This window comes from Nostoc sp. FACHB-888 (assembly GCF_014696655.1).
Lineage (GTDB): Bacteria > Cyanobacteriota > Cyanobacteriia > Cyanobacteriales > Nostocaceae > Nostoc.
Genome location: NZ_JACJQM010000025.1, coordinates 19,176 through 40,897 on the forward strand (window position 1 = coordinate 19,176; position 21,722 = coordinate 40,897).

At 42.6% G+C, this 21,722-nt stretch carries 15 protein-coding genes and 1 pseudogene; 6 read left to right on the forward strand and 10 right to left on the reverse strand.

Going from position 1 to position 21,722, the window contains the following annotated elements:
* Nucleotides 1–238: 238 nt before the first annotated feature.
* Entirely contained in the window at nucleotides 239–373 is a 135-nt protein-coding gene (locus H6G26_RS43825; protein WP_277883893.1) for a hypothetical protein, read from the reverse strand.
* A gap of 480 nt (nucleotides 374–853) precedes the next feature.
* Here H6G26_RS43825 and H6G26_RS17250 point away from each other — a divergent pair, with 480 nt between their 5' ends.
* Nucleotides 854–1,039, forward strand: coding sequence for a DUF2949 domain-containing protein (locus H6G26_RS17250; RefSeq protein ID WP_190730411.1), 186 nt, complete (start codon nucleotides 854–856; stop codon nucleotides 1,037–1,039).
* A gap of 88 nt (nucleotides 1,040–1,127) precedes the next feature.
* A complete protein-coding gene (gene ftsH4, locus H6G26_RS17255) occupies nucleotides 1,128–3,014 on the forward strand; it encodes an ATP-dependent zinc metalloprotease FtsH4 (protein ID WP_190730412.1) in 1,887 nt (628 codons plus the stop codon).
* A gap of 240 nt (nucleotides 3,015–3,254) precedes the next feature.
* On the opposite strand, the gene moeB is transcribed toward ftsH4, so the two are convergent.
* Nucleotides 3,255–4,427, reverse strand: a complete 1,173-nt coding sequence (gene moeB, locus H6G26_RS17260) for a molybdopterin-synthase adenylyltransferase MoeB (protein WP_190730413.1) — start codon at nucleotides 4,425–4,427, stop codon at nucleotides 3,255–3,257.
* A 67-nt stretch (nucleotides 4,428–4,494) separates the two neighbouring features.
* Nucleotides 4,495–4,953, reverse strand: a complete 459-nt coding sequence (locus tag H6G26_RS17265) for a M67 family metallopeptidase (RefSeq protein ID WP_190730414.1) — start codon at nucleotides 4,951–4,953, stop codon at nucleotides 4,495–4,497.
* A 428-nt stretch (nucleotides 4,954–5,381) separates the two neighbouring features.
* Between H6G26_RS17265 and H6G26_RS17270 the strand changes: the two genes are divergently transcribed.
* Nucleotides 5,382–7,481 (forward strand): calcium-binding protein, encoded by a 2,100-nt coding sequence (locus H6G26_RS17270; RefSeq protein WP_190730415.1) that lies wholly within the window; start codon nucleotides 5,382–5,384, stop codon nucleotides 7,479–7,481.
* Between the two features lie 1,108 nt (nucleotides 7,482–8,589).
* Nucleotides 8,590–10,623, forward strand: coding sequence for a calcium-binding protein (locus tag H6G26_RS17275; RefSeq protein WP_190730416.1), 2,034 nt, complete (start codon nucleotides 8,590–8,592; stop codon nucleotides 10,621–10,623).
* Between the two features lie 143 nt (nucleotides 10,624–10,766).
* On the opposite strand, the pseudogene H6G26_RS17280 reads toward H6G26_RS17275, so the two are convergent.
* The 7 genes and pseudogenes from H6G26_RS17280 to gatB form a co-directional block, all read right to left on the reverse strand.
* Nucleotides 10,767–10,904, reverse strand: a pseudogene (locus H6G26_RS17280) (DUF58 domain-containing protein); the annotation flags it as partial.
* Complete coding sequence (locus H6G26_RS17285) at nucleotides 10,901–11,758, reverse strand: nitrate ABC transporter ATP-binding protein (RefSeq protein ID WP_190730417.1); 858 nt, start codon at nucleotides 11,756–11,758, stop codon at nucleotides 10,901–10,903. The pseudogene H6G26_RS17280 and the gene H6G26_RS17285, both read right to left, overlap by 4 nt.
* A 499-nt stretch (nucleotides 11,759–12,257) precedes the next feature.
* Nucleotides 12,258–14,264 carry a nitrate ABC transporter ATP-binding protein gene (locus tag H6G26_RS17290; protein ID WP_190730467.1) on the reverse strand — a complete coding sequence of 669 codons (2,007 nt, stop codon included), beginning with the start codon at nucleotides 14,262–14,264 and terminating at the stop codon, nucleotides 12,258–12,260.
* Between the two features lie 115 nt (nucleotides 14,265–14,379).
* Complete coding sequence (gene ntrB / locus H6G26_RS17295; RefSeq protein WP_190730418.1) at nucleotides 14,380–15,219, reverse strand: nitrate ABC transporter permease; 840 nt, start codon at nucleotides 15,217–15,219, stop codon at nucleotides 14,380–14,382.
* A 71-nt stretch (nucleotides 15,220–15,290) separates the two neighbouring features.
* The gene (locus H6G26_RS17300) at nucleotides 15,291–16,673 is read right to left on the reverse strand and encodes a CmpA/NrtA family ABC transporter substrate-binding protein (RefSeq protein WP_190730419.1); all 1,383 of its coding nucleotides are present in this window, start codon (nucleotides 16,671–16,673) and stop codon (nucleotides 15,291–15,293) included.
* A gap of 560 nt (nucleotides 16,674–17,233) precedes the next feature.
* Nucleotides 17,234–18,496, reverse strand: coding sequence for a bifunctional ornithine acetyltransferase/N-acetylglutamate synthase (gene argJ / locus H6G26_RS17305; RefSeq protein WP_190730420.1), 1,263 nt, complete (start codon nucleotides 18,494–18,496; stop codon nucleotides 17,234–17,236).
* A 653-nt stretch (nucleotides 18,497–19,149) separates the two neighbouring features.
* Nucleotides 19,150–20,625, reverse strand: coding sequence for an Asp-tRNA(Asn)/Glu-tRNA(Gln) amidotransferase subunit GatB (gene gatB, locus H6G26_RS17310; RefSeq protein ID WP_190730421.1), 1,476 nt, complete (start codon nucleotides 20,623–20,625; stop codon nucleotides 19,150–19,152).
* A gap of 129 nt (nucleotides 20,626–20,754) precedes the next feature.
* Between gatB and H6G26_RS17315 the strand changes: the two genes are divergently transcribed.
* On the forward strand, nucleotides 20,755–21,282 hold the full coding sequence (locus H6G26_RS17315) for a DNA topology modulation protein (RefSeq protein WP_190730422.1): 528 nt from the start codon (nucleotides 20,755–20,757) through the stop codon (nucleotides 21,280–21,282).
* 132 nt (nucleotides 21,283–21,414) lie between these two features.
* On the forward strand, nucleotides 21,415–21,660 hold the full coding sequence (locus tag H6G26_RS17320) for a hypothetical protein (protein ID WP_190730423.1): 246 nt from the start codon (nucleotides 21,415–21,417) through the stop codon (nucleotides 21,658–21,660).
* Nucleotides 21,661–21,722: the final 62 nt, after the last annotated feature.

Sequence of the window (21,722 nt, forward strand, 5' to 3'; positions counted from 1 at the left end):
GCCCAATTGTAAGCGCCGTGTAGACAGCGGGGTTTTAGGCCGCAAGTTCGCTTTGGTCACAGGCAGTTCTTGCTGGAAGCAGTATTCCCTTCTGCCTCCTGCCCTCTGCCCTCTGCCTTTCTTGGTAACAGATGTGTGATCCTTTGCACCACAAAATCGTTACCGCACCAGTCAGACTCGAAATAAACCACCGCTGCCAAAACCAACCGCACAGCCATTTTGGTTTGGTTGTGGAAAACTACCCACTTACAGCATCGTAGCTAATTTTCGCCGTGCTAGCCGCCCCTGAATTACTAAAGGTAGCCTTATCCAAGACAATCTTATCGCCTTGGGAATATTTGAAGTCAGCGTAGGCGTAGCCCGTCGTAGACATCGCATCTACACCAAGAACAGAACTGGCAAAGGATCACTCCGTTTTCTTTGACATCGTTCTGTTCATTCAAATTTTCTCATTTCGAGTCGTGTTAACTGTTTGAGTACGGTAAACCGTATTTGCTCGTTAGTTCCCAAAGATTAATTTAATTGTTAAGTTTAGTTACATAAATAAAAAAATCCTGCAAACATTGCTAAATCGGAAAAATTATGAGAAGCGGTAATATCCTTGAGGATAAAGACAAATTGAACGACTTTGTGCGTAGCTCATCGCCTAGTTTGGGTGAGTACGCTACTATCTCGGATGTACATCACGCAAGAATCTTAGCTTGGTTTAACTAAGTATTCCGAAAAACTTAATGGTCACTTGGCAGTGATTGGATTTATATCTCTTATAGCTTTGGAAATTTTGACTGGTATTTAATCAAGTTTCTTCAGCTAAGTCAGAAATAAAACTTAATTAAGATTGTTTAACAAGGTTATGAAAGTTACAGAGCAATTGGTGGATTTTTTAGAACAAGAATTGGGTATTTCTGGTGGAGCAATTTCTCTTGCTTTGCGACATTGTGAGCAGACACCAAACTATCTAGCCATGACCCTCTGGCAGTATGGGCTGGTAACAGTGGATCAGTTAGCCCAAATTTTTGATTGGTTAGAAACAGTATAAGCTGCTTCAACTATTCGGATAGTAAATAACGCACTTTCTGTGAAAGTCACATTCTCAACAGTTTTCATTTTAAGGATTGGTTACATTCATGGCAATTAAAGAACAGCCTAAGTCACCTCGGTTTCGGATCATTGCAAATATATTACTGGCAGTATCAGGGCTATTTTTGCTCTTAAATTTATTTTTGCCTGGTTTATTTGCTTCTGGCCCGACTGGGGTTCCTTATAGCTTATTTATTCATCAAGTACAAGAAGGGGAAGTCAACCGCGTTTCTGTTGGTCAAAACCAGATTCTTTACGAATTAAAAACAGAAAATACCGAGCCGGGCGCGGTGTTTGCAACTACACCAATCTTTGATTTAGAGTTACCCAAACTGCTAGAAGAAAAGGGAGTTGAGTTCGCTGCTACACCTCCACCCAAGAATACTTGGTTTACAACCCTCTTAAGTTGGGTGATTCCACCACTGATTTTTATTGGTATTTGGCAGTTCTTTCTCGCCCGTGGCGGTGGCGGTGGCCCCCAAGGTGCGCTTTCTATTGGTAAGAGCAAAGCTAAGGTTTACGTTGAAGGCGAATCAGCTAAAATCACCTTTGCAGACGTGGCTGGGGTAGAAGAAGCAAAAACTGAGTTAGTGGAAATTGTAGATTTCCTCAAGACTCCGGCACGGTTTACGCAAATTGGGGCTAGGATTCCCAAAGGTGTGTTGTTAGTTGGGCCTCCGGGTACTGGTAAGACACTTTTAGCGAAAGCCGTAGCAGGAGAAGCAGGAGTTCCATTCTTCAGTATCTCTGGTTCCGAGTTTGTAGAATTGTTTGTCGGTGTAGGTTCTTCTAGAGTGCGGGATTTGTTTGAGCAAGCAAAGAAACAGGCTCCTTGTATTGTATTCATTGATGAATTGGATGCAATTGGTAAGTCTCGTAGCAGTAATGGCTTCTACGGTGGTAACGATGAGCGAGAACAGACCCTCAACCAGTTACTAACGGAGATGGACGGGTTTGCAGCTGGGGATGCAACGGTGATTGTACTAGCAGCTACCAACCGCCCCGAAAGCCTTGACTCTGCATTGCTGCGTCCAGGCCGCTTTGACCGCCAGGTGTTGGTAGACCGTCCCGATTTATCTGGTCGGGAAGCAATTCTCAAGATTCACGCTCAAAAGGTAAAATTAGGAAATGATGTAGATTTAAAAGCGATCGCTACTCGTACCCCTGGTTTTGCTGGCGCAGATTTGGCAAACTTGGTGAATGAAGCGGCATTATTAGCAGCTCGTAATATGCGTGAAAGTGTTGCTCAAGAAGACTTTGCCGAAGCAATTGAGCGGGTAGTCGCCGGTTTAGAGAAGAAGAGTCGCGTCATGAACGAGACTGAGAAAAAGATTGTTGCTTACCATGAAGTTGGTCACGCAATGGTCGGGGCGCTAACCACAGGAAACGGTCGCGTAGAAAAGATTTCGATTATTCCCCGTGGGATGGCAGCTTTGGGCTACACTCTGCAATTACCAACTGAAGACCGCTTTTTGATGAATGAAGATGAACTGCGGGGTCAGATTGCTACTTTGTTAGGTGGACGTTCTGCCGAAGAGATTGTGTTTAACAGTATTACAACAGGTGCTTCCAACGATTTGCAACGAGCAACTGACTTGGCAGAACGCATGGTAACAACTTATGGTATGAGCAAAGTCTTAGGGCCACTGGCTTACCAACAAGGACAACAATCAATGTTCTTGGGTAATGGTGGGGGTAATCCTCGGCGGGCGGTGAGTGAAGACACATCGAAAGCTATTGATAGCGAAGTCAAGGAAATCGTGGAAACAGCCCACGAACAAGCCCTAGAGATTCTTAGACAGAATCGAGACTTGCTAGAAGCGATCGCTACTCAACTGTTAGAAACAGAAGTCATTGAAGGGGAAAAACTGCACAGTTTACTGGGTCAGATTAAACCCGTAGCTAAGACAACAGCTGATTCTGTCGCATCTTAGAACATTAGAATTTTAAACGCAAGGAACGCAAAGCATAACTTTGCGTTCCTTGCGTTTAACTTTGATTTTAGTGGGGTACTTAAACCGCAAATTCGCTCTGGTTGCGGCAGGAAACAAATCGCCGACAGTATTCCTCCTGCCTCAGTTTGCCCCCAATTAATTATCGCTTCCCTATTGGCAGGAAACAAATCGCCGACAGTATTCCTCCTGCCTCCTGTCTCCTGCCTACTGCCTTTCTTGTTAATACTCTGGAACAGAAGGATCGATTTCTCGACTCCAAGCGGTAATTCCGCCTTTGACATTCGTCCCAACAATCCCGGCTTCCTTGAGGATGCCAAGAGCTTTTGCCGATCGCCCGCCCATCTTACAATGAGCAATTAAGCGGTGACCGTTTAATATTTCCTTTACCTTAGCAACGCCATTTCCATTTTCAATGTCTGGTAAAGGCACTAACACTGAACCAGGAATTTTGGCAATGTCGTACTCATTGGGGTTACGGACATCTAGCAGTACAAAATCCTTCGCACCACTATCAAGTAACTCCTTCAAATCCTTAACGGTCATTTCTTGCATTTCCATCTGCTGTTTTGCCTCCTCTGCCTTAGCTTGTGGAATTCCGCAGAATTGTTCGTAGTCTATCAGTTTTTCAATCACTGGGCGAATTGGGTTAGGACGCAACTTCAACTCCCGGAATTTCATATCTAAGGCGTTGTATAGCAGCAACCGCCCACTCAACGTTTTCCCTTGTCCCAGAATGATTTTGACAGTTTCAGTTGCCTGAATTAAACCAATAATTCCTGGCAAAATTCCCAATACGCCGCCTTCTGCACAAGAGGGAACCATTCCTGGTGGTGGCGGTTCTGGGAAAAGGTCACGATAATTCGGGCCACCTTCGTAGTTAAATACAGTAGCTTGCCCTTCAAAGCGTAAAATTGAACCGTAGACGTTGGGCTTATTTAGCAATACGCAAGCGTCGTTAACTAGATATCTGGTGGGGAAGTTATCAGTACCATCCACCACGATATCGTAAGGTTGAACGATTTCCAGAGCATTTTCGGAAGTCAGGCGGGTTTCGTATAAATCAACTTGACAATAGGGGTTAATTTCGTGAATGCGGTTTTTTGCCGATTCAATCTTGGGTTTATTCACCCAGGATGTACCGTGGATTACTTGTCGTTGCAGATTGGAAGTATCGACAATATCAAAGTCGACAATCCCGATACGTCCAATACCTGCCGCCGCCAGATATAAAAGTAGTGGTGAACCTAGTCCACCTGTACCGATACACAGTACACTGGCAGCTTTCAGGCGTTTCTGTCCTTCTAACCCTACTTCCGGCAAAATTAGGTGTCGGGAGTAGCGTTCATAGTCGTCTTTGGTCAACTGGATTTCATCCAGATTGGGATTTAGCATAGCAGTTATGATCTGGGACGGAATATTAATCCTATCGAAAAAAGATATGCGTCTTTAAACTAAGCCGTTAAATTATATTTTCAATTGCCTCTGCTTGGAAATGATGATGATCATCAAGGCTCCAGCTTTGGAGTTCTCCAGCTTTGCCATTTTGGACGGAAACTATTATATACGAGTATCCTTGCCAAGCGTATAGGCGATCGCATTCTGAAGGGATAGCAGGATGATCTGGGTGGGAGTGAAAAATGCCGATAATGTTCAGTGATCTGTCGCGTGCTTCCCTTTGTGTTTTTAACATAATTTGGGGTGCGATCGCATATTGCCGTCTTTTACTTTCTGCTGTGCGTTCCCCTGAAAATTCAGCCGCCGCTTCTGTATTCCAGGCATTTTCTGTTGGTATAACTTCTACCACAATTTTGCCCTCACTAGCCAGATAGCCCATAATTATACCACAGCACTCATCTGGATAGGTGCTTTCGGCATGGATGCGGATAGTTTGCAGGTGTTCTTGGCTAAGTCGGATCATCTCTGCGTTTGTAGTTTTGCTAACCTTTAGAATTTTAGCCCACCGCAGGCATCGCACCGATAAAATAAAACAATATGAAAAATGTAAAAATCATAGTATCTATATATACATTTGTTAACCAATAATGTGAAGAGTATGCGAAGACGATTATTTAAGTATAGACATCTCAGTAAAATATTAACTATGTGATTATTATGAGTCTATTCAGATGTTCTCTATTTTCAAGCTAGACACCCACGGAGAATAGCTCACTACGTACAAGTTAGTAAAAGGCTGAATATTCAAGAAATATTACTATTGCTCAAGGATGATGTTTAAAGTAGGCCGAAAACGTCAAATTGAGGCGGATTTTTGCGCCCGAAAACAGCAATAAACTCAAGGTTGATAACTGAAGTTACTGAAAAAATTGATTTAGGTAGGTAATAATTATGGCAAATATCATTGGAACCAACGGTAATGATACTCTCGTGGGCAGCGAGTTAGCAGACACCATTAAGGGTCTTGCAGGCAACGATACCATTACATCTAGCCAAGGCAACGACACCCTGACTGGTGGCGGTGGTAAGGATCAATTTGTTTACGACAACTTTAACTCCGATGCTAGCACTGATACTATCACTGATTTCAGTGGTGTGGGTAAAAACACAAATCCAACAGCAGCAGTTATTGCCGAAGTGGACACTATCAAATTCCTTAGTCCTGGCTTAACTGCCCGAAATCTGCTCCTCACCCAGAATGGCAGCAATCTAGAAATCACCTTTCAAAGTGAAATTCCAAATGCCAAAGTCATTTTGCAAAACTTTGCCCTGGAAAACCTGGATAACCTCAGCAAATCTACTGGAGCAACTGTCAACTTAGGCAATATCCAGTTCTATGGGGAAACCAGTATCAGTGATAGCTTTGATGTAGTCAATGCCAACTCCGCCCAACACAACCCGTTCCGCAAGAACACAGTTACCTTCTTTAACGACCTAGATAATTATATCAATGGCTTTGACAACTCAGATGATGTCATCAATGGTCAGGGTGGTAATGACAAAATCGACGGCAAAAGTGGCAACGACCTGCTGCGTGGTGGCGCGGGGAATAATACTCTTGTTGGTGGCGCTGGTAACGATAACTTGTATGCTGGCTTTTCAACAGGGAATAATACTCTTGTTGGTGGCGCTGGTAACGATACCTTGGATGCTGGCTTTTCAACAGGGAATAATACTCTTGTTGGTGGCGCTGGTAACGATACCTTGGATGCTGGCTTTTCAACAGGGAATAATACTCTCAATGGTGGCGTTGGTAACGATACCTTGAATGTTAACGCTTCAAAAGACGATAACCTACTTAATGGTGGTGATGGTAATGACTATCTTTCGGCCTCTGGCGAGAACTACTACATAGACGGCGTCTATCTCTCTTTAGGCAATAACACCCTCAACGGTGGTGTTGGTAACGATATATTGAGTATTTTCTTGTCAAAAGGCGATAACCTACTCAATGGTGGCGATGGCAATGATTCTCTCAGAACCTTCTCTGATGAAGCTGATGGTGGAACCTCAGGCAATAATACCCTCAATGGAGGCGCTGGTAGCGATCGCTTGACTCTTTACAACACAACAGGTGATAACCTACTCGATGGTGGCGATGGCAATGATTATCTTTCAGTTTATGGCTATTTTGGCATTAGAGGTGGTAGCAACACACTCATTGGTGGTCTTGGTAACGATAGCTTGAGTGCTGACAGTTCAACAGGCAATAACCTACTAAATGGTGGCGATGGCAATGATTATCTTTCAGCCGGTGGCTACCCAAGTGGCGGCTCATACAATCCCGCTTCTGGTAATAATACCCTTAATGGTGGCGCTGGTGACGATAATTTGAATACGTATTTTTCAACAGGCGGTAATCTTTTAGATGGGGGTGATGGCAAAGACACGATATATGTGAGCGCTAGTGGCAACAATACCATCGATGGGGGCACAGGTGACGATTCGTTGTCCTATAACCCCATTTTTACCGATAATAATTTTACCGAGGGAATCACCTCAACTTTCGATGCCACTACTAACATTGGCTCAATTACAGCTGGCACGAATCGGGTTAGTTACAAGAATATCGAAAAATTAGACATCTCAGGTACATATTACGATGACTTGATTGTGGGGAGCAATGGCAATGATATCCTCACAGGTATTAATGGTAATGATAGCCTCTATGGAGGAGCTGGTACTGATACCTTTGCTTTCTATAGTTTCAATGAAGGCATTGATAGATTGGATGACTTCAGTGCAACTAATGAACTGATTCAGGTATCGGCTGGTAACTTTGATAGCGGGTTGTCAATAGGTTCACTTAAAGCTAGTCAGTTTACTATCGGAACATCTGCAACTACTAGCGAAGAGCAATTTATCTACAACGCTATTACAGGTGCATTGTACTTTGACCAAGATGGTAGTATCGATGCATTTACTCAGGTACAATTTGCACAACTATCTCCTGGATTGTCACTAACCGAAAACAATTTTGTGGTTGTTTAATCGTGATTAACGCTCCCTTTCTAAGTGAGAAATATTGAGAATGCAAGATGCTTGAGATAGCATCTTGCGTTCAATTTATTAATGCAATAAGAGTTAATAGAAAATATAGATGTTGGCTTACCTTCTAGCTACGGCAAGCTACGCTTTACGTGTTTACAAGTATCTACATTACTTTCAGTATGTGTACGGTTGAGTTGTAAGTTTTTCTGGCTAAGTCGGTTTATTCATGTTTGTATTTTTATATCCTGTCAATACATAGTAATTATTACTTACAACTAAAGCATCACTACACACTTTCTTTATCTTGCTAACTACGTAGACGTAGGCTGTACCCGAAGCGTAGCTATGCCACAGGCTTTACGGCTACGCTCAGTACAAGTAAGTGACCACAGTAGGCATCGCCACTGTTAATTCTATATTTTTTATTGTTCTTTCAAGCATTTCACAAGTTTTATTCCTTGGAATGCCTTGGCTCAGACAACTTTTTGCCTGTTGCTCTCTGCAAATAAATTCTTGACTATATAATGTTCACCATACGCAAATATAAGTATTTATCTATACATTAAGATTTGCTAATGTGAAGAGTATGCAAAGATGTGTTTTAACTATAGACATCTCGGTAAATCTTCATATATGGTTATCACAGTGTTATTTAGATGTTTCTTATTTTTAAGTTAGACATCCACGGGCGAAAATCCCTTTTCCTATCAATAGTTAATTTTTTCCTATTTTCAAGATAGTAGAAATTACGTATTGAAAAATTAAAGTATGGAATGTGATTTTCAGGAATTTAAGTTTAATTTGACCAACCTTTTTGATCGATGCCTGTGGCGGGCTATGCCTACGCTATTCAATCAAAAATGGTTATAAAAAGCTTAAAACGACGGTCTATTTCAGTTCATTCATACACTCATGAATTTGTATAGTGCGTGTTACAAGCTGGTCAACAGCGTGAATTTCTGATAAAAATTACTGTTCCTCAAAAGTGACATAAAAAAACTCGCCGAAAGTCTCAACTCTCGGTAAGTTATTTGTGCGCTAAAACAGCACTAACTCAGGGTATAGAAGTAAAGTTACTCCAACAATTGATTAAGCTAAGGTAAAAATTATGACAAGTATCATTGGAACTATCAGTAATGACACCCTATCGGGCAGTAACGACAAGGACACGATTAACGGTCAAGCAGGTAATGATACCATCACAGCTCAGAAGGGTAATGATACCCTGACCGGTGGCGGTGGTAAAGATACATTTGTTTATAACTTGGGCGACGGCACTGATACCATCACCGATTTCAGTGGGGTAGGTAAAAGCACAAACCCAACAGCAGCAGTGATTGCCGAAGTGGATACCATAAAATTCCAAGGTGCTGACTTGACTGCTAAAAATCTGTTGCTGAACCAAAATGGCAAAAATCTTGAAATCACCTTTGAAGGGGTGACTGATACAAAATTAATCCTCCAAAAGTTCAACTTAGAAAACTTGGATAACCTGAAAGCTTCTGGAACAACACCAGTTCTTGGTAATATCCTGTTTAATGGGCAAACTAGCATCACCCCCAGCTTTAATGTTTTAGATGCCAATATCACTGAAGCAAGCCTAGCCATCAAGAACACCGTAACCTTTATCAATGACCTCGATAACGACATTACGGGTTTATATAATTCAGATGATGTCATTAATGGTCAAGGCGGTAATGACAAAATTGACGGCTTAAGTGGCAACGATTTGCTGCGCGGTGGTACGGGCAATGATACTCTCGTTGGTAGTGCGGGGAATAACACCCTGGTTGGCGGTACTGATAGGGATTACTTAGATGTTGACTCTTCAACAGGCAATAACCTCTTGGATGGTGGCAATGGTAATGATACTCTCTCAGCTTTAGGTGACTACGATATCAAGTCTGGTAATAACATCCTCAACGGTGGCGCTGGTAACGATAGCTTGAGTGCTGACAGTTCAGCAGGCAATAACCTACTGGATGGTGGCAATGGTAACGATTATCTCTCTGCTTCTAGTAGCTACTACGATACTGATGTGTCTGGTAATAACACCCTCAAAGGTGGTGCTGGTAATGATACCTTGAGTGCTTTCTATTCAATAGGCGCTAATTTCCTGGATGGTGGCGATGACAATGATTATCTCTCTGTCAATCTTGCCGATGGTAATAACACCCTCAACGGTGGTATTGGTGACGATTCCTTGAGTGCTAACATTTCAAAAGGCAATAATCTGCTCTCTGGTGGCTATGGCAATGATTCTCTTAGTGCCTCTGACTTCGAGGGCTACAGGTTTGATAACACCTCTGGCAATGACACCCTCAACGGTGACGCTGGTGACGATTACTTGAGTGTTAACCATTCACGAGGCGCTAATTTGCTCAATGGAGGCGATGGCAACGATTATCTGTCTGCCTCTGGCTACGGTTACGGCTACGGAGGAAAGTTTTATAACACCACTGGTAATAATATCCTGAACGGTGGTGCTGGTAGTGATAACTTGAATGTTGACTATTCATCAGGCGCTAATCTGCTCAATGGAGACGATGGCAACGATACTCTCTCCGCCTCTGGCTACGAGTTCGACCAAGATGGTGAGTACGGCAAAGGAGTCTATCGCAAAACATCAGGAAATAATACCCTTAACGGTGGCGCTGGTGCCGATAACTTGATTGTTGATTATTCAACAGGCAAGAATCTGTTGGATGGTGGCGATGGCAACGATACTCTCTCTGCTTTTAGCGCATTAGGTAATAACACTCTATATGGTGGTTTGGGTAATGATATCATCACAGGTGGTTTTGGTAATGACACCCTTTATGGAAACGATGGTACTGATACCTTTGCTTTCAGTAATTTAAATGGAGGCATTGATACTATTTATGACTTTAACACCATTAATGAATTGATTCAGGTATCGGCTGCTGGTTTTGGTGGCGGGTTAGCAACACCTTCACTTGGGACAAGTCAGTTTACCCTCGGAATATCTGCAACCACTAGTACTCAACGATTTATTTATGACAATTCTACAGGTGGACTGTTCTTTGACCAAGATGGTAGTGCGGCTAAGTTTACTCAAGTAAAATTTGCACAATTATCTGTTAATCTAACACTAACCAATAACAATTTTGTGGTTGTTTAATTCTTTAAGCAAGTGTTGCGAGGTGCTGAAAATAGCATCTCGCACTCGATTGATCAATGCAGTTAGCTAAAGTTAATTCCGCGCTTTGAATTGCAGATATAGGTTAACCACCCGATCGGCAATTTGGGAGATTAGCGAATTTATCCAGATGATTGCAATGTCAAATGAATTGTGAGCGATCGCAATCCCACTAAATCAGGATAAACTTTGACTCGCAAACTTTTGGGGATTTGCCAATCATCCCAAGCTAAACCCCAAAGTTCCAACTGTTGTTACCTTAACCTACGTCATCATGGGCAAAGCGGTTAAAGAGGAAGTCTAAAGCATAGTTACGTAGTTGGTAGTATTGTGGATCTTCCATGATGCGGGCGCGATCGCGTGGACGAGAAAAGGGAATTTCCATGACTTCACCAATTTTGGCATGGGGGCCATTAGTCATCATTACTAATTTATCTGCTAAAAATAGTGCCTCGTCGATGTCGTGGGTAATCATCAGCACTGTACAACGGTTATCACCCCAAATTTTGAGCAATTCTTCCTGTAATTCTTCCTTGGTGATGGCATCCAGCGCGCCAAAAGGTTCATCTAAAATTAAAACTTTAGGACGAATTGCCAAAGCACGGGCGATAGAAACCCGTTGTCTCATACCACCGGACATTTGCATTGGTTTCTTTTCCATCGCATCAGCCAGTCCCACCATTGCTAGATGATCACGCACGATCGCTCTTTTTTCGGCTTGTGGTTTGTTAGGATAAACGGCGTTGACAGCTAAGTAGATGTTTTCAAAAGCAGTTCGCCACGGTAAGAGGGCATAGTTTTGGAAGACAACCATCCTATCTGGGCCTGGTTTGGTGATTGGTTCTCCTTCGAGTAACACTTGGCCGGAGGTGGGAAAGTTAAAACCGGATACCATATTTAATAGTGTCGATTTGCCACAGCCAGAGTGACCGATGACGCAAATAAATTCGCCTTGTTCTACGTTAAGGTTAACGCCGTCGAGTACGGTGAAGGGGCCTTTCTTTGTGGGATAAACTTTGGTAACGTCTCTAATTTCTAGAAAAGGTCTGCGGTTGGTGGTTGCAGTGGCGAATGGTTTTCCTAGTGTGTTTGTAGCTGTCAAGTTACGATTTTGCATGGTGATTTAAAAATTAAAAAGCTTGATGTACGCGATGTGTAACTGAATATTCTGACCTCTCTCCAAGCCTCTCCCCTTCTAGGGGAGAGGCTTTGAATTTTCCCCCTTCGCTACAAGAGAAGGGGGGAGGGGGTTAGGTCTTTTGTTGGTTTTTCCACATGACGTGAAAAGTCAAATCATTAACGGAGTTCGGAGGTTCATTAACGGAGTTCGGAGGTTCATTAACGGAGTTCAGAGGTTCATTAACGGAGTTCAGAGGTTCATTAACGGAGTTCAGAGGTTCATTAACGGAGTTCAGAGGTTCATTAATGGAGTTCAGAGGTTCATTAACGGAGTTCAAAGGTTCATTAACGGAGTTCAAAGGTTCATTAATGGAGTTCAGAGGTTCATTAACGGAGTTCAAAGGTTCATTAATGGAGTTCAGAGGTTCATTAACGGAGTTCAAAGACTCGCGCGTGATGTCCGACTTCTTGCACTCCCTCTTTCTCTCACCAATTTTTTATGACGCGAGTCTCCTTCTCGGTGCATCAAGAACAACTTCCGCAATTGAAAAATCACGTTTAATTTTCAAGTTGTTGAGATAAGCGATCGGATCATCGGCGTTAAAGGGAGTACCATCAAACAGTTGGATCGGTTGGCGAATATAGCTAATATCCAAACCTAATTCTCGTGCGGCGGTGCTGAAAACACGAACTCGACACACCCGTTCAACAACTTCTACCCAATTTCTGGGGAAGGGAGTATCACCCCAACGTGCCAATTGACTCATAATCCAAATTTGTTCGGTACGACTGGGGCGGTTGATCGCGGAATCGGAATAAAACTGGTGATGGGCATAGTCTCGCAACGGATGGTCTAAATCACAGGTGAGACTATTTGGATCTTCGAGTTGAATGTATTCTAAATCAGTGCTGACGTAATCTCGCCCTGCTAAAATTTGCCGAATTTCTTGGGTATTTTCGGGATTTGCACAATACACGCAGGCTTCTAACAAAGCTTTAGTCAAGGCAATATGCGTATTTGGATAATTTTCTGCCCAATCTTCCCGCACACCAAGAACTTTACCTGGGTGTCCCAACCAAACTTCTAAGTCGGTAGCGATGGTAAAGCCAACATTTTCCACAGCAGCGCGGTAGTTCCAAGGTTCACCCACGGAGTAACCATCAATGCTTCTGGCTTTTAAGTCGGCTACCATTTGCGCTGGGGGAATGGTTTTTATGTCCACATCGCTATCGGGGTCAATTCCACCAGCCGCTAGCCAGTAACGCAGCAGCAAGTTGTGCATCGATGCGGCATGTACTACCCCCATTGTGTGCCGTTGCTCACGGGTGCGAAGCAGGTACCTTTTGAAATCTGATAAGCTTTGCACGCCCTCGTCGTAAAAGCGTTTTGCCAAGGTGATGGCATTACCGTTGCGAGTCATGGTGAGGGCGGTGACAACGGGCAAAGGTTGGTTATTATGTCCTCCTAAAGTTAGCCAGATCGGCATCCCTGAAGGCATTTGCGCCGCATCCAAGTAACCACCACTTATGCCATCTTCTATACCCCGCCAACTACTTTCTCGCACGAGGTTAACTTCATCTAAACCATGTTTGAGAAAGAAGCCTTTTTCTTTAGCAACTGCTAAGGGGGCGCAAGCTGTCAGAGGTAAAAAGCCAATTTCTAGGTTAACTTTTTCTAATCCATGACGGGCAATGTCGGCAGTTTTCCGCGCCCGAATTTTCTTGATGCGCTTCTGCTGATTTAGGAAGTAAATCATCTCACTTCGCAAGCTGTAGTAGCTAGGATGTTCTACTACTTCCATCCGCTTGCGAGGTCTGGGAATATCCACTTCTAAAATGTCGCCGATTTTAGATTCGGGGCCGTTGGTTAACATCACGATTCTGTCAGATAACAGCACGGCTTCATCTACATCATGAGTAACCATCACGGCGGTAACTTGATTTTCTTCGCAAATTTGCATCAGTTGTTCTTGCAAATTGCCGCGTGTGAGTGCATCCAATGCGCCAAAGGGTTCATCTAGCAGCAGTAATTTGGGACGAATCGCTAAGGCGCGGGCGATCGCAACTCGCTGTTTTTGTCCACCTGATAACATTCCCGGCTGTTTGTCAGCATGGGGACGCAAACCCACCATATTAATATGTTTTTCGATAATTGCGTTGCGTTCGGCTGCGGGTAAACCTTTCATTACCGAGTCCACGGCGAGGGCAATATTTTCTCTTACCGTCCGCCAAGGTAATAACGAATAATTTTGGAACACCACCATCCTGTCTGGGCCGGGTTTGGTGATTTTTTGTCCTTCCAGGGTGACAAGACCTTCAGTAGGCAAATCCAAACCCGCAATCATATTTAATAGAGTGGATTTACCGCAACCAGAGTGACCAATCAAAGAAACGAATTCTCCTTTTTTTATTTGGAGATCGATTCCTTTGAGGGCGATATATTTCCCACCACCAGTTAATTCAAAAACTTTTTCAATTTGATCAACAGCTACGAACATATTTATTTGTCCTTTGTCATTTGTCCTTTGTCATTTGTCCTTTGTCATTTCTCTTTCGCCATTAGTCCTTGGTATGTGGTCATTAGTCATTTGTAAAAAACTAAGGACTAATGACCAATGACTATTTTTGTTCTGCTGGTAAAATCTTGTTTTGCAGCCAACCCATCGCTTTATCTAGGAGCAACCCAACAACGCCGATATAAACTAGAGCTAAAATTACTTCGCTGACGTTGTTATTTTGATAGGCGTCCCAGATAAAAAAGCCGATGCCGACAATACCGGACATGACAATTTCGGCGGCGATAATCGCTAACCAAGCTAAACCGATCGCAATTCTCAACCCGGTAAAGATGTAGGGTAATGCCGCAGGAATCAAAATATTAGTGAAATATTCTTTGCGGCTAAGTTGCAGAACTTTGGCGACGTTGTTGTAATCTTGAGGAATTTGGGTAACACCAACAGCAGTGTTAATTAAGATGGGCCAAATGGCGGTGATGAAAATTACGAATAATGCGGCGGGTTCGTTTTGTCGTAAAGCTGCTAAAGAAATTGGAACCCAAGCTAGAGGCGGTACAGTCCGCAGTAGTTGGAAGATGGGGTCTAAAGCTTTGGACATGGTTCTATTAACCCCAATCAAAATGCCCAAGGCAATACCAACGATCGCAGCTAGGGTATAACTAATAGCAACCCGTTGTAGACTAGCAAGAATCTGCCAAAATAGACCTTTATCAATACCACCTCGGTCATAAAAAGGCCAGAAAATCAGAACCCAAGTGTCTTGGATAACTTGTATTGGCCCTGGTAATGTGGCTCCTGGAATCCAAGCGAAGAGTTGCCAGAGAACGAGGAAGATTGTGATGGCGATCGTTGGAGGTATAAGATCAGGAAACTGCTTTTTCAGGTTGGATATAAAGCCATTACTCAATTTAGGGCTTGCAGGGCGTTTTTGGGCGAGTGTCATGATGCTGTGTTCTCCGCAAATTTTATTTTTGATTTGTCCTTTGTCAGTTACCAATGACTAATGACCAATGACTAAACACTGACCTTCTTGATTTTGAGACTCTTCAAATATTCTTCTGGCTTTTCGGGGTCAAATTTGATGCCATCAAAAAACTCTTCTACACCACGGGATGTATTTGTCGGAATATCAGCAGCAGCAATACCAGCTTCTTTTGCAGCTTCTTTCCAAATATCTTCACGGTTTACCTTATTGATAAGTTCCTTAGCCTTAGCAGCATTATTGTCTAGGTAATCTTTTGGTAAGAATCCCCAGCGAACGTTTTCAACTATGAACCATAAATCGTGACTCTTGTATGGATAAGAAACGTTACCTTTTTCGTCTTTCCAGTAGTAAGCCGCCATTGATTTATCATCAATTTTACGACCATCACCCATGTCATACTTTCCTTGGTATGGATCAGCTAGAATTTCCGGTGAAGAAAGGTTGAAATAATTTCGTCCAGCCAGAATTTGAGCCGCTTCTTTGCGATTATCAAAATTATCTAACCACTGTTGGGCTTCCATAATTCCTTTTAAAATTGCTTTGGTAGCCTTGGGATTTTTGTCAACCCAATCGCCTCTCATGGCAAGATATTCTTCAGGATGATTCTTCCAAATTTCTGCGGTTAATGCTGCTACGTAGCCAATTTTGTCTTGAACCAGACGATAAGGCCAGGGGTCGCCTGTACTAAAGGCATCCATTGTTCCTGTTTTCATATTGGCAACAGTTTGCGCCGCAGGTACTGTCAGCAGCTTGACATCCGCATCTGGATCTAACCCGCCTGCTGCTAACCAGTAGCGAATCCATAAATCTTGGTTGACGTGGGGAAAGGTAAATGCAGCAGTGAAGGGTGTTGAAGATTTTAATTGCGTGAATAGGGACTTAGCGCCGGCTAGTTGTAAACTAATACCTTTGCCTTCGTGCTTGCTGGCGATCGCAATTCCATTTCCATGTGTAATCAATTGACATAAGACATACATGGGAATTTTTTGATTGCCTTTGGTAATTAAACCTTCTGAAATTAAATGTGGCATTGGCATTTGCCATTGACCGCCATCTATACCACCACCGGCAGAACCAATTTCTACGTTGTCCCTTGCTGAACCCCAAGAGGCTTGCTTGGAAAGGTCAACATTAGCCATGCCATACTTTGTAAAAAAGCCTTTTTCTTTAGCAATAATTAGTGGAGCCGCTTCTACAATGGGAATATATCCTAACTTGACTGTAGTAGTTTCTGGTGTTTGTTCGGGACTAATATTAGCAACCGTTTGAGCAGTTGGTTGTGCTTGAGTGCTTCCACCAGTAAGGTTTTCAGGAGGATTACCCAAACAGCCTTTGAGGAATACAGCACTCGCCGATGCTCCGGCTGTGAAAATAAATTTGCGACGGGAAATTTGATTAAAAAATTCTGTCATAATATCTCCTGAAAACGTAAATTTTATTTTTTATAGCTATGATAATTTAGGCAATAAAACGTTGTGTTTATTGCTGTATTAATGATTCATCAAGCTATATTTGGCAAAGCAACCGCAGCCATTCCATCAATGACGCGGCTACCTATATAAAAAAACTCGGCTAATTACTTGACTCTGCTCTAGTGTGATTTAGAGGTGTCATTCACCTTGTTGAAATCAGTTTACAGCCTTTGAAGCCAAATTGCTCAACTTGGAGTATCGATTTATTAAAGAAATATTAAATTGGATATATAAGGAAAAATTTATCTATTTTCCTTAACTATATGAATAATTTTTAGTATATCAACTCTTGTCTATGGAGACTATTATTTTTATATTATGATTTGCTATTTTCGCTTATTTTAGAACTTAAGCTTAGTAGTATTTTCAATATATAAACTCTTATTTATGAAGACCATTATGTTGACACTATGATTTAGGGTAGCACAGCTAGCTGTACTACCCTACCAACGTATTTGTATCAAACTGAAAGTAGAAACAATATACCTGTAAAGGAGATTTTAAGTAGTGTATTCGGCGTTAATCTTCACGTAGTCATAACTCAAATCACAACCCCAAGCTTTACCCACACCATAACCATTGCCAACATTAACGGAGATTAACACCGTATCTTCTTGGAGATAAGCGCCGATCGCTGCTTTTTTCAGATAAGCACTTGCTGCTGCACGATCAAAAGTTAACGGTTGCCCGTTTTCTAACATTAAGAAATTCCCTAGCTTAATTTGCAGGTTTTCTTGCTCAAAGGGCACACCTGCACGTCCTGCGGCGGCGGCGATGCGTCCCCAATTAGGATCACGTCCAAAGATTGCAGATTTAACTAAGGATGAACCAGCGATGGTTTTGGCTATTTGTCGGGCTGAAATTTCATCATGGGCCCCTGTCACTTCCACTTCAATTAGACAGGTTGCACCTTCGCCATCACGAGCGATCGCTTTGGCTAAATGCTGACAAACTGCTGTTAACATCGCCTCTAATTTCTCTGCTTCTGCGCCCCATTCTGTAATTGCTGGGGTGCGAGATTGACCATTTGCTAAGGCGATTAAGCTGTCGTTGGTGCTGGTATCACCATCCACGGTAATGGAATTGAAACTTTTATCAGCTGCCCTTGCCAACATCTGTTGCCAAAGAGCTGGCGAAACCACAGCATCACAAGTAACAAATGCCAACATGGTTGCCATGTTGGGGTGAATCATACCGGAACCTTTAGCAATACCACCAATTCTTACCGGGCGTTGGCGCAGCCCGCCGGAGGCATCGCTTATAGTTGTCTCTAGGGCAATGGATTTGATTACCAAGTCTGTAGTGATAATCGCTCCGGCGGCGGCGTCTGAGCCTGTTCCTGATAGTGCTGCTACTACCTTGGGAATCCCGCTTCGCAAAGCATCCATCTTAATTCTTTGACCAATCACACCAGTGGAAGCCACTAACACAGATTCAGATGGAATGTTTAGTGCTTGACCTACTGCCATAGCAGATTCTAAAGTATCAAGGTAGCCTTGAGTACCTGTAGCAGCATTTGCTTGTCCAGCGTTGCAAAGAATAGCACGAGCGCTGTGTTTGGCTTGCAAGCGTTGGCGACAATATTCTACACAGGCAGCTTTAACTTGGCTAGTAGTGAACACACCAGCTGCGATCGCTTCCACTTCTGAGAATATCAAAGCTAAATCTGGCAACCCCGAAGGTTTCAACCCTGCGGTAATTCCCGCCGCCTGATACCCCCTTGGTGCTGTAATACCACCTGTGATTTTTTGCCAATCTGCCATTATTCTTCCTTACAACTATCAGGTTGGATAGGTCAATTTGTGCTTTGGATAAAGTGCGGAGTTAGGAGCCATTCAATTTTAGATTTTGGATTTTAGATTGAAGGCTAAATCTAAAATCCAAAATTCGCAGAGTTAGGAGTTATTATTCTCCCTCTGCTCCTCAGACACCAGTCCCTTGTATTGTGAATTTATTTGCTGATGGCAATAATAATGCACCAGTTGGTGATTAGCATAATTGTTTTTACCTTTCTTATGACGAAAGACAAAAGCAAAAAAGGAGAGCCAATTGGGTCGCTCTCCAAATCATTACGGTGCATCTTTTGAGTACACCATATCATTGATGAGGTCAGGGGTAATACTTATTTATGAAGATGATTTCTAAAAATATGATAAAGATTCTCTGTAAATACCACATAAACTAAATAAAAAGAGAGCCACTTAGGCAGCTCTCCCGATCATCAGGGTGCATCTACATACCACAGCATAGCATTTTAGGTATGCGGGCTGTCACCACCTTTTGTATGAAGATTTTATGAAGAACTACCGGGAAATTACTTACTTGGGAATTGGGGATTGGGCATGGAAAAGAGGCAGAGGGAAAAAATCTTCTCCCTTGCTCCCTGCTCCCTGCCCCCTGCCCCCTGCTTCCCCTACTAGGCGTTCAGTTTTTTCTCTACCAATTCGTTAGTCAGCTTAGGATCAGCACGTTTACCTGTCTTTTTCAGAACTTGTCCAACAAAGAAGCCTTTGAGGTTGGTGTTACCGTTGCGATACTTTTCTAGTTCTTTGGGGTTAGCGGCTATGACTTCATCAACGATGGGTTCTAGTACACTAGGATCGGTGATTAACTCTTGACCAGCAAAAGCTTTTTCAGGAGAAATACCATTGAGCAAATCTGGCAACTTTTCTTTAGCTTGAGCATTGCTAATTTTGCCCGTTTCGATGCGAGTGATGATATCAGCTAGATTGGTGGGAGTTAGACCGATTTCAGTAATACTGAGTTTTTGCTTATTGAGGTGGGCTGCGATATCTTGAGTAATCCAGTTGGCGGCAGCTTTTGGATTTGCTCCAGATGCGATCGCAGTTTCAAAATATTCGGCTACTGGACGATCTTCTGTCAACACTCGCGCATCGTAAGCTGAAAGCCCCAACTCACTTTCATAATGATGGCGTTTTTGGGCTGGTAATTCTGGTAGTTCGCTGCGCCATTTCTCTAATTCGGCATCTGTTACTTCAATTGGTGCTAAATCTGGTTCGGGGAAGTAGCGGTAATCGCTAGAACCTTCCTTCACCCGCATACTACTTGTGCGTTGAGCGCCTTCTTCCCACAGCCGAGTTTCTTGGATGATGTGATCGCCTGCTTCAATGGCTGCAATTTGACGCTCAATTTCATAGTCAATCGCCCGTTGGATAGCACTGAACGAATTCATGTTTTTAATTTCTACCTTGGTGCCAAATTCCTTTCGTCCCACCGGACGCACGGAAATGTTGACATCGCAGCGCAGAGATCCTTCTTGCATATTGCCGTCACTCACGCCGAGATACCGGACAATCCGGCGCAACTCTTCGGCATATTCAGCAGCTTCTAGCCCAGAACGCAAGTCAGGTTCCGAGACAATTTCTATTAACGGTACACCTGCGCGATTGTAATCTACCAGAGAATAGGAAGAACCGGAGAGGCGATCGCTACCTGCATGTACCAATTTTCCAGCATCTTCTTCCATGTGCAGACGCGTAATACCAATGCGTTTGCGGGTGGGATTACCCTCAGCATCTACCAACTCAATTTCTAACCAACCATGTTCTGCGATCGGTAGATCATATTGAGAAATTTGGTAATTTTTGGGTAAGTCAGGATAAAAATACTGTTTACGGTCGAACTTGCTATATCTCGCAATTTGACAATTCAGTGCCAAACCAGCCTTAACGGCATATTCTAAGACTTTTTGATTGAGTACAGGTAAGACCCCAGGTAAACCCATACAAACCGGGTCAATGTTAGTATTTGGGTCAGCACCAAATGCCGTAGAGCTATTAGAGAAAATTTTGGTGTTGGTACTCAGCTGACAATGGGTTTCTAGACCAATAATCGCTTCATACTCAGTTTTTACAGTTGTAGCAGTCGTCATAATATCACTATTTCGGCATAATCCTTCTTAGGGTACTATTGTAGCGGCGTATTGAGTTGCCCTGAAGACGGTTATTTGGGTGAGTAATGCTTACCCTTATAAACTTGAAAAGGAAGGTGCAAAGCTAAGATGAAGAAAATCTTGATTATTGGTTCTGGGGGTGCTGGTAAATCTACCCTAGCCCGCGAACTGGGAACCATCTTAGGCTTAGAAGTCATCCACTTAGATACTTGGTACTGGAATCCTGGTTGGATTGAGACTCCAAAAGCTAAATGGCAAAGTATTATCCAAGACTTAACCTTGCGAGAATCTTGGATTATGGATGGTAACTATAGCAATACTCTCGACATTCGTTTATCGGTTGCAGATACGGTAATTTTTTTGGATTTTCCCCGGATTTTATGTTTGTCGCGGGTGATTAAGCGTCGCTTCATGTATGCTGGAAAATCTAGACCTGATATGGCATCAGATTGTCCTGAAAGATTAAATTGGGAATTCCTCAAATATGTATGGTCATACCCAATTAATCGTCGTCCTGGAATTATCAAAAAACTTAGTCAAGTAACACCAAATCAGCAAGTTATTATTCTTCGCAACCCGACAGAAGTTAAAGACTTTTTACAAAATATTTCACACCATTCAGATTTAATCAATTGATTTTATTAAAATTATCTAAGAAATAGGTAAAGTAGATATTGGAACTATGTGCTAACCCCGTACTAATAACAAGGTTAAATTACTATAATAAAGTATGGAATTAGCAAATTAGTTTAGAGAAGAACCAAGATTATGATTGATGTCAAAACAGCAGTGAATGCTGCCTATGAATACATAAAATCCATACAATACATGATGGGTTCGTCATTAGGAGATTTGAGACTTGAAGATGTTGAATTGTCTGATGATAAAAGCTTCTGGTTGATTACTCTAGGGTTTGATATTCCTAAAAAAGCTCCTAAAAGCCAATTGAAAAACTTAATTCCTACTTCTCTTGCTTCTACCCCTGTGTTGTATGAACGAGAATATAAACTTTAGTTAACAGTTAAGACCCCTATATACACCTCTTAATTAATAACTAAATATCTTTAATAATAAAT

Excerpts from the sequence above, each read along its gene's own strand:
- H6G26_RS43825 (WP_277883893.1), bottom strand. The coding sequence starts at position 373 with ATGTCTACGACGGGCTACGCCTACGCTGACTTCAAATATTCCCAAGGC.
- H6G26_RS17250 (WP_190730411.1), top strand. The coding sequence starts at position 854 with ATGAAAGTTACAGAGCAATTGGTGGATTTTTTAGAACAAGAATTGGGT.
- ftsH4 (WP_190730412.1), top strand. The coding sequence starts at position 1,128 with ATGGCAATTAAAGAACAGCCTAAGTCACCTCGGTTTCGGATCATTGCA.
- moeB (WP_190730413.1), bottom strand. The coding sequence starts at position 4,427 with ATGCTAAATCCCAATCTGGATGAAATCCAGTTGACCAAAGACGACTAT.
- H6G26_RS17265 (WP_190730414.1), bottom strand. The coding sequence starts at position 4,953 with ATGATCCGACTTAGCCAAGAACACCTGCAAACTATCCGCATCCATGCC.
- H6G26_RS17270 (WP_190730415.1), top strand. The coding sequence starts at position 5,382 with ATGGCAAATATCATTGGAACCAACGGTAATGATACTCTCGTGGGCAGC.
- H6G26_RS17275 (WP_190730416.1), top strand. The coding sequence starts at position 8,590 with ATGACAAGTATCATTGGAACTATCAGTAATGACACCCTATCGGGCAGT.
- H6G26_RS17285 (WP_190730417.1), bottom strand. The coding sequence starts at position 11,758 with ATGCAAAATCGTAACTTGACAGCTACAAACACACTAGGAAAACCATTC.
- ntrB (WP_190730418.1), bottom strand. The coding sequence starts at position 15,219 with ATGACACTCGCCCAAAAACGCCCTGCAAGCCCTAAATTGAGTAATGGC.
- H6G26_RS17300 (WP_190730419.1), bottom strand. The coding sequence starts at position 16,673 with ATGACAGAATTTTTTAATCAAATTTCCCGTCGCAAATTTATTTTCACA.
- argJ (WP_190730420.1), bottom strand. The coding sequence starts at position 18,496 with ATGGCAGATTGGCAAAAAATCACAGGTGGTATTACAGCACCAAGGGGG.
- gatB (WP_190730421.1), bottom strand. The coding sequence starts at position 20,625 with ATGACGACTGCTACAACTGTAAAAACTGAGTATGAAGCGATTATTGGT.
- H6G26_RS17315 (WP_190730422.1), top strand. The coding sequence starts at position 20,755 with ATGAAGAAAATCTTGATTATTGGTTCTGGGGGTGCTGGTAAATCTACC.
- H6G26_RS17320 (WP_190730423.1), top strand. The coding sequence starts at position 21,415 with ATGATTGATGTCAAAACAGCAGTGAATGCTGCCTATGAATACATAAAA.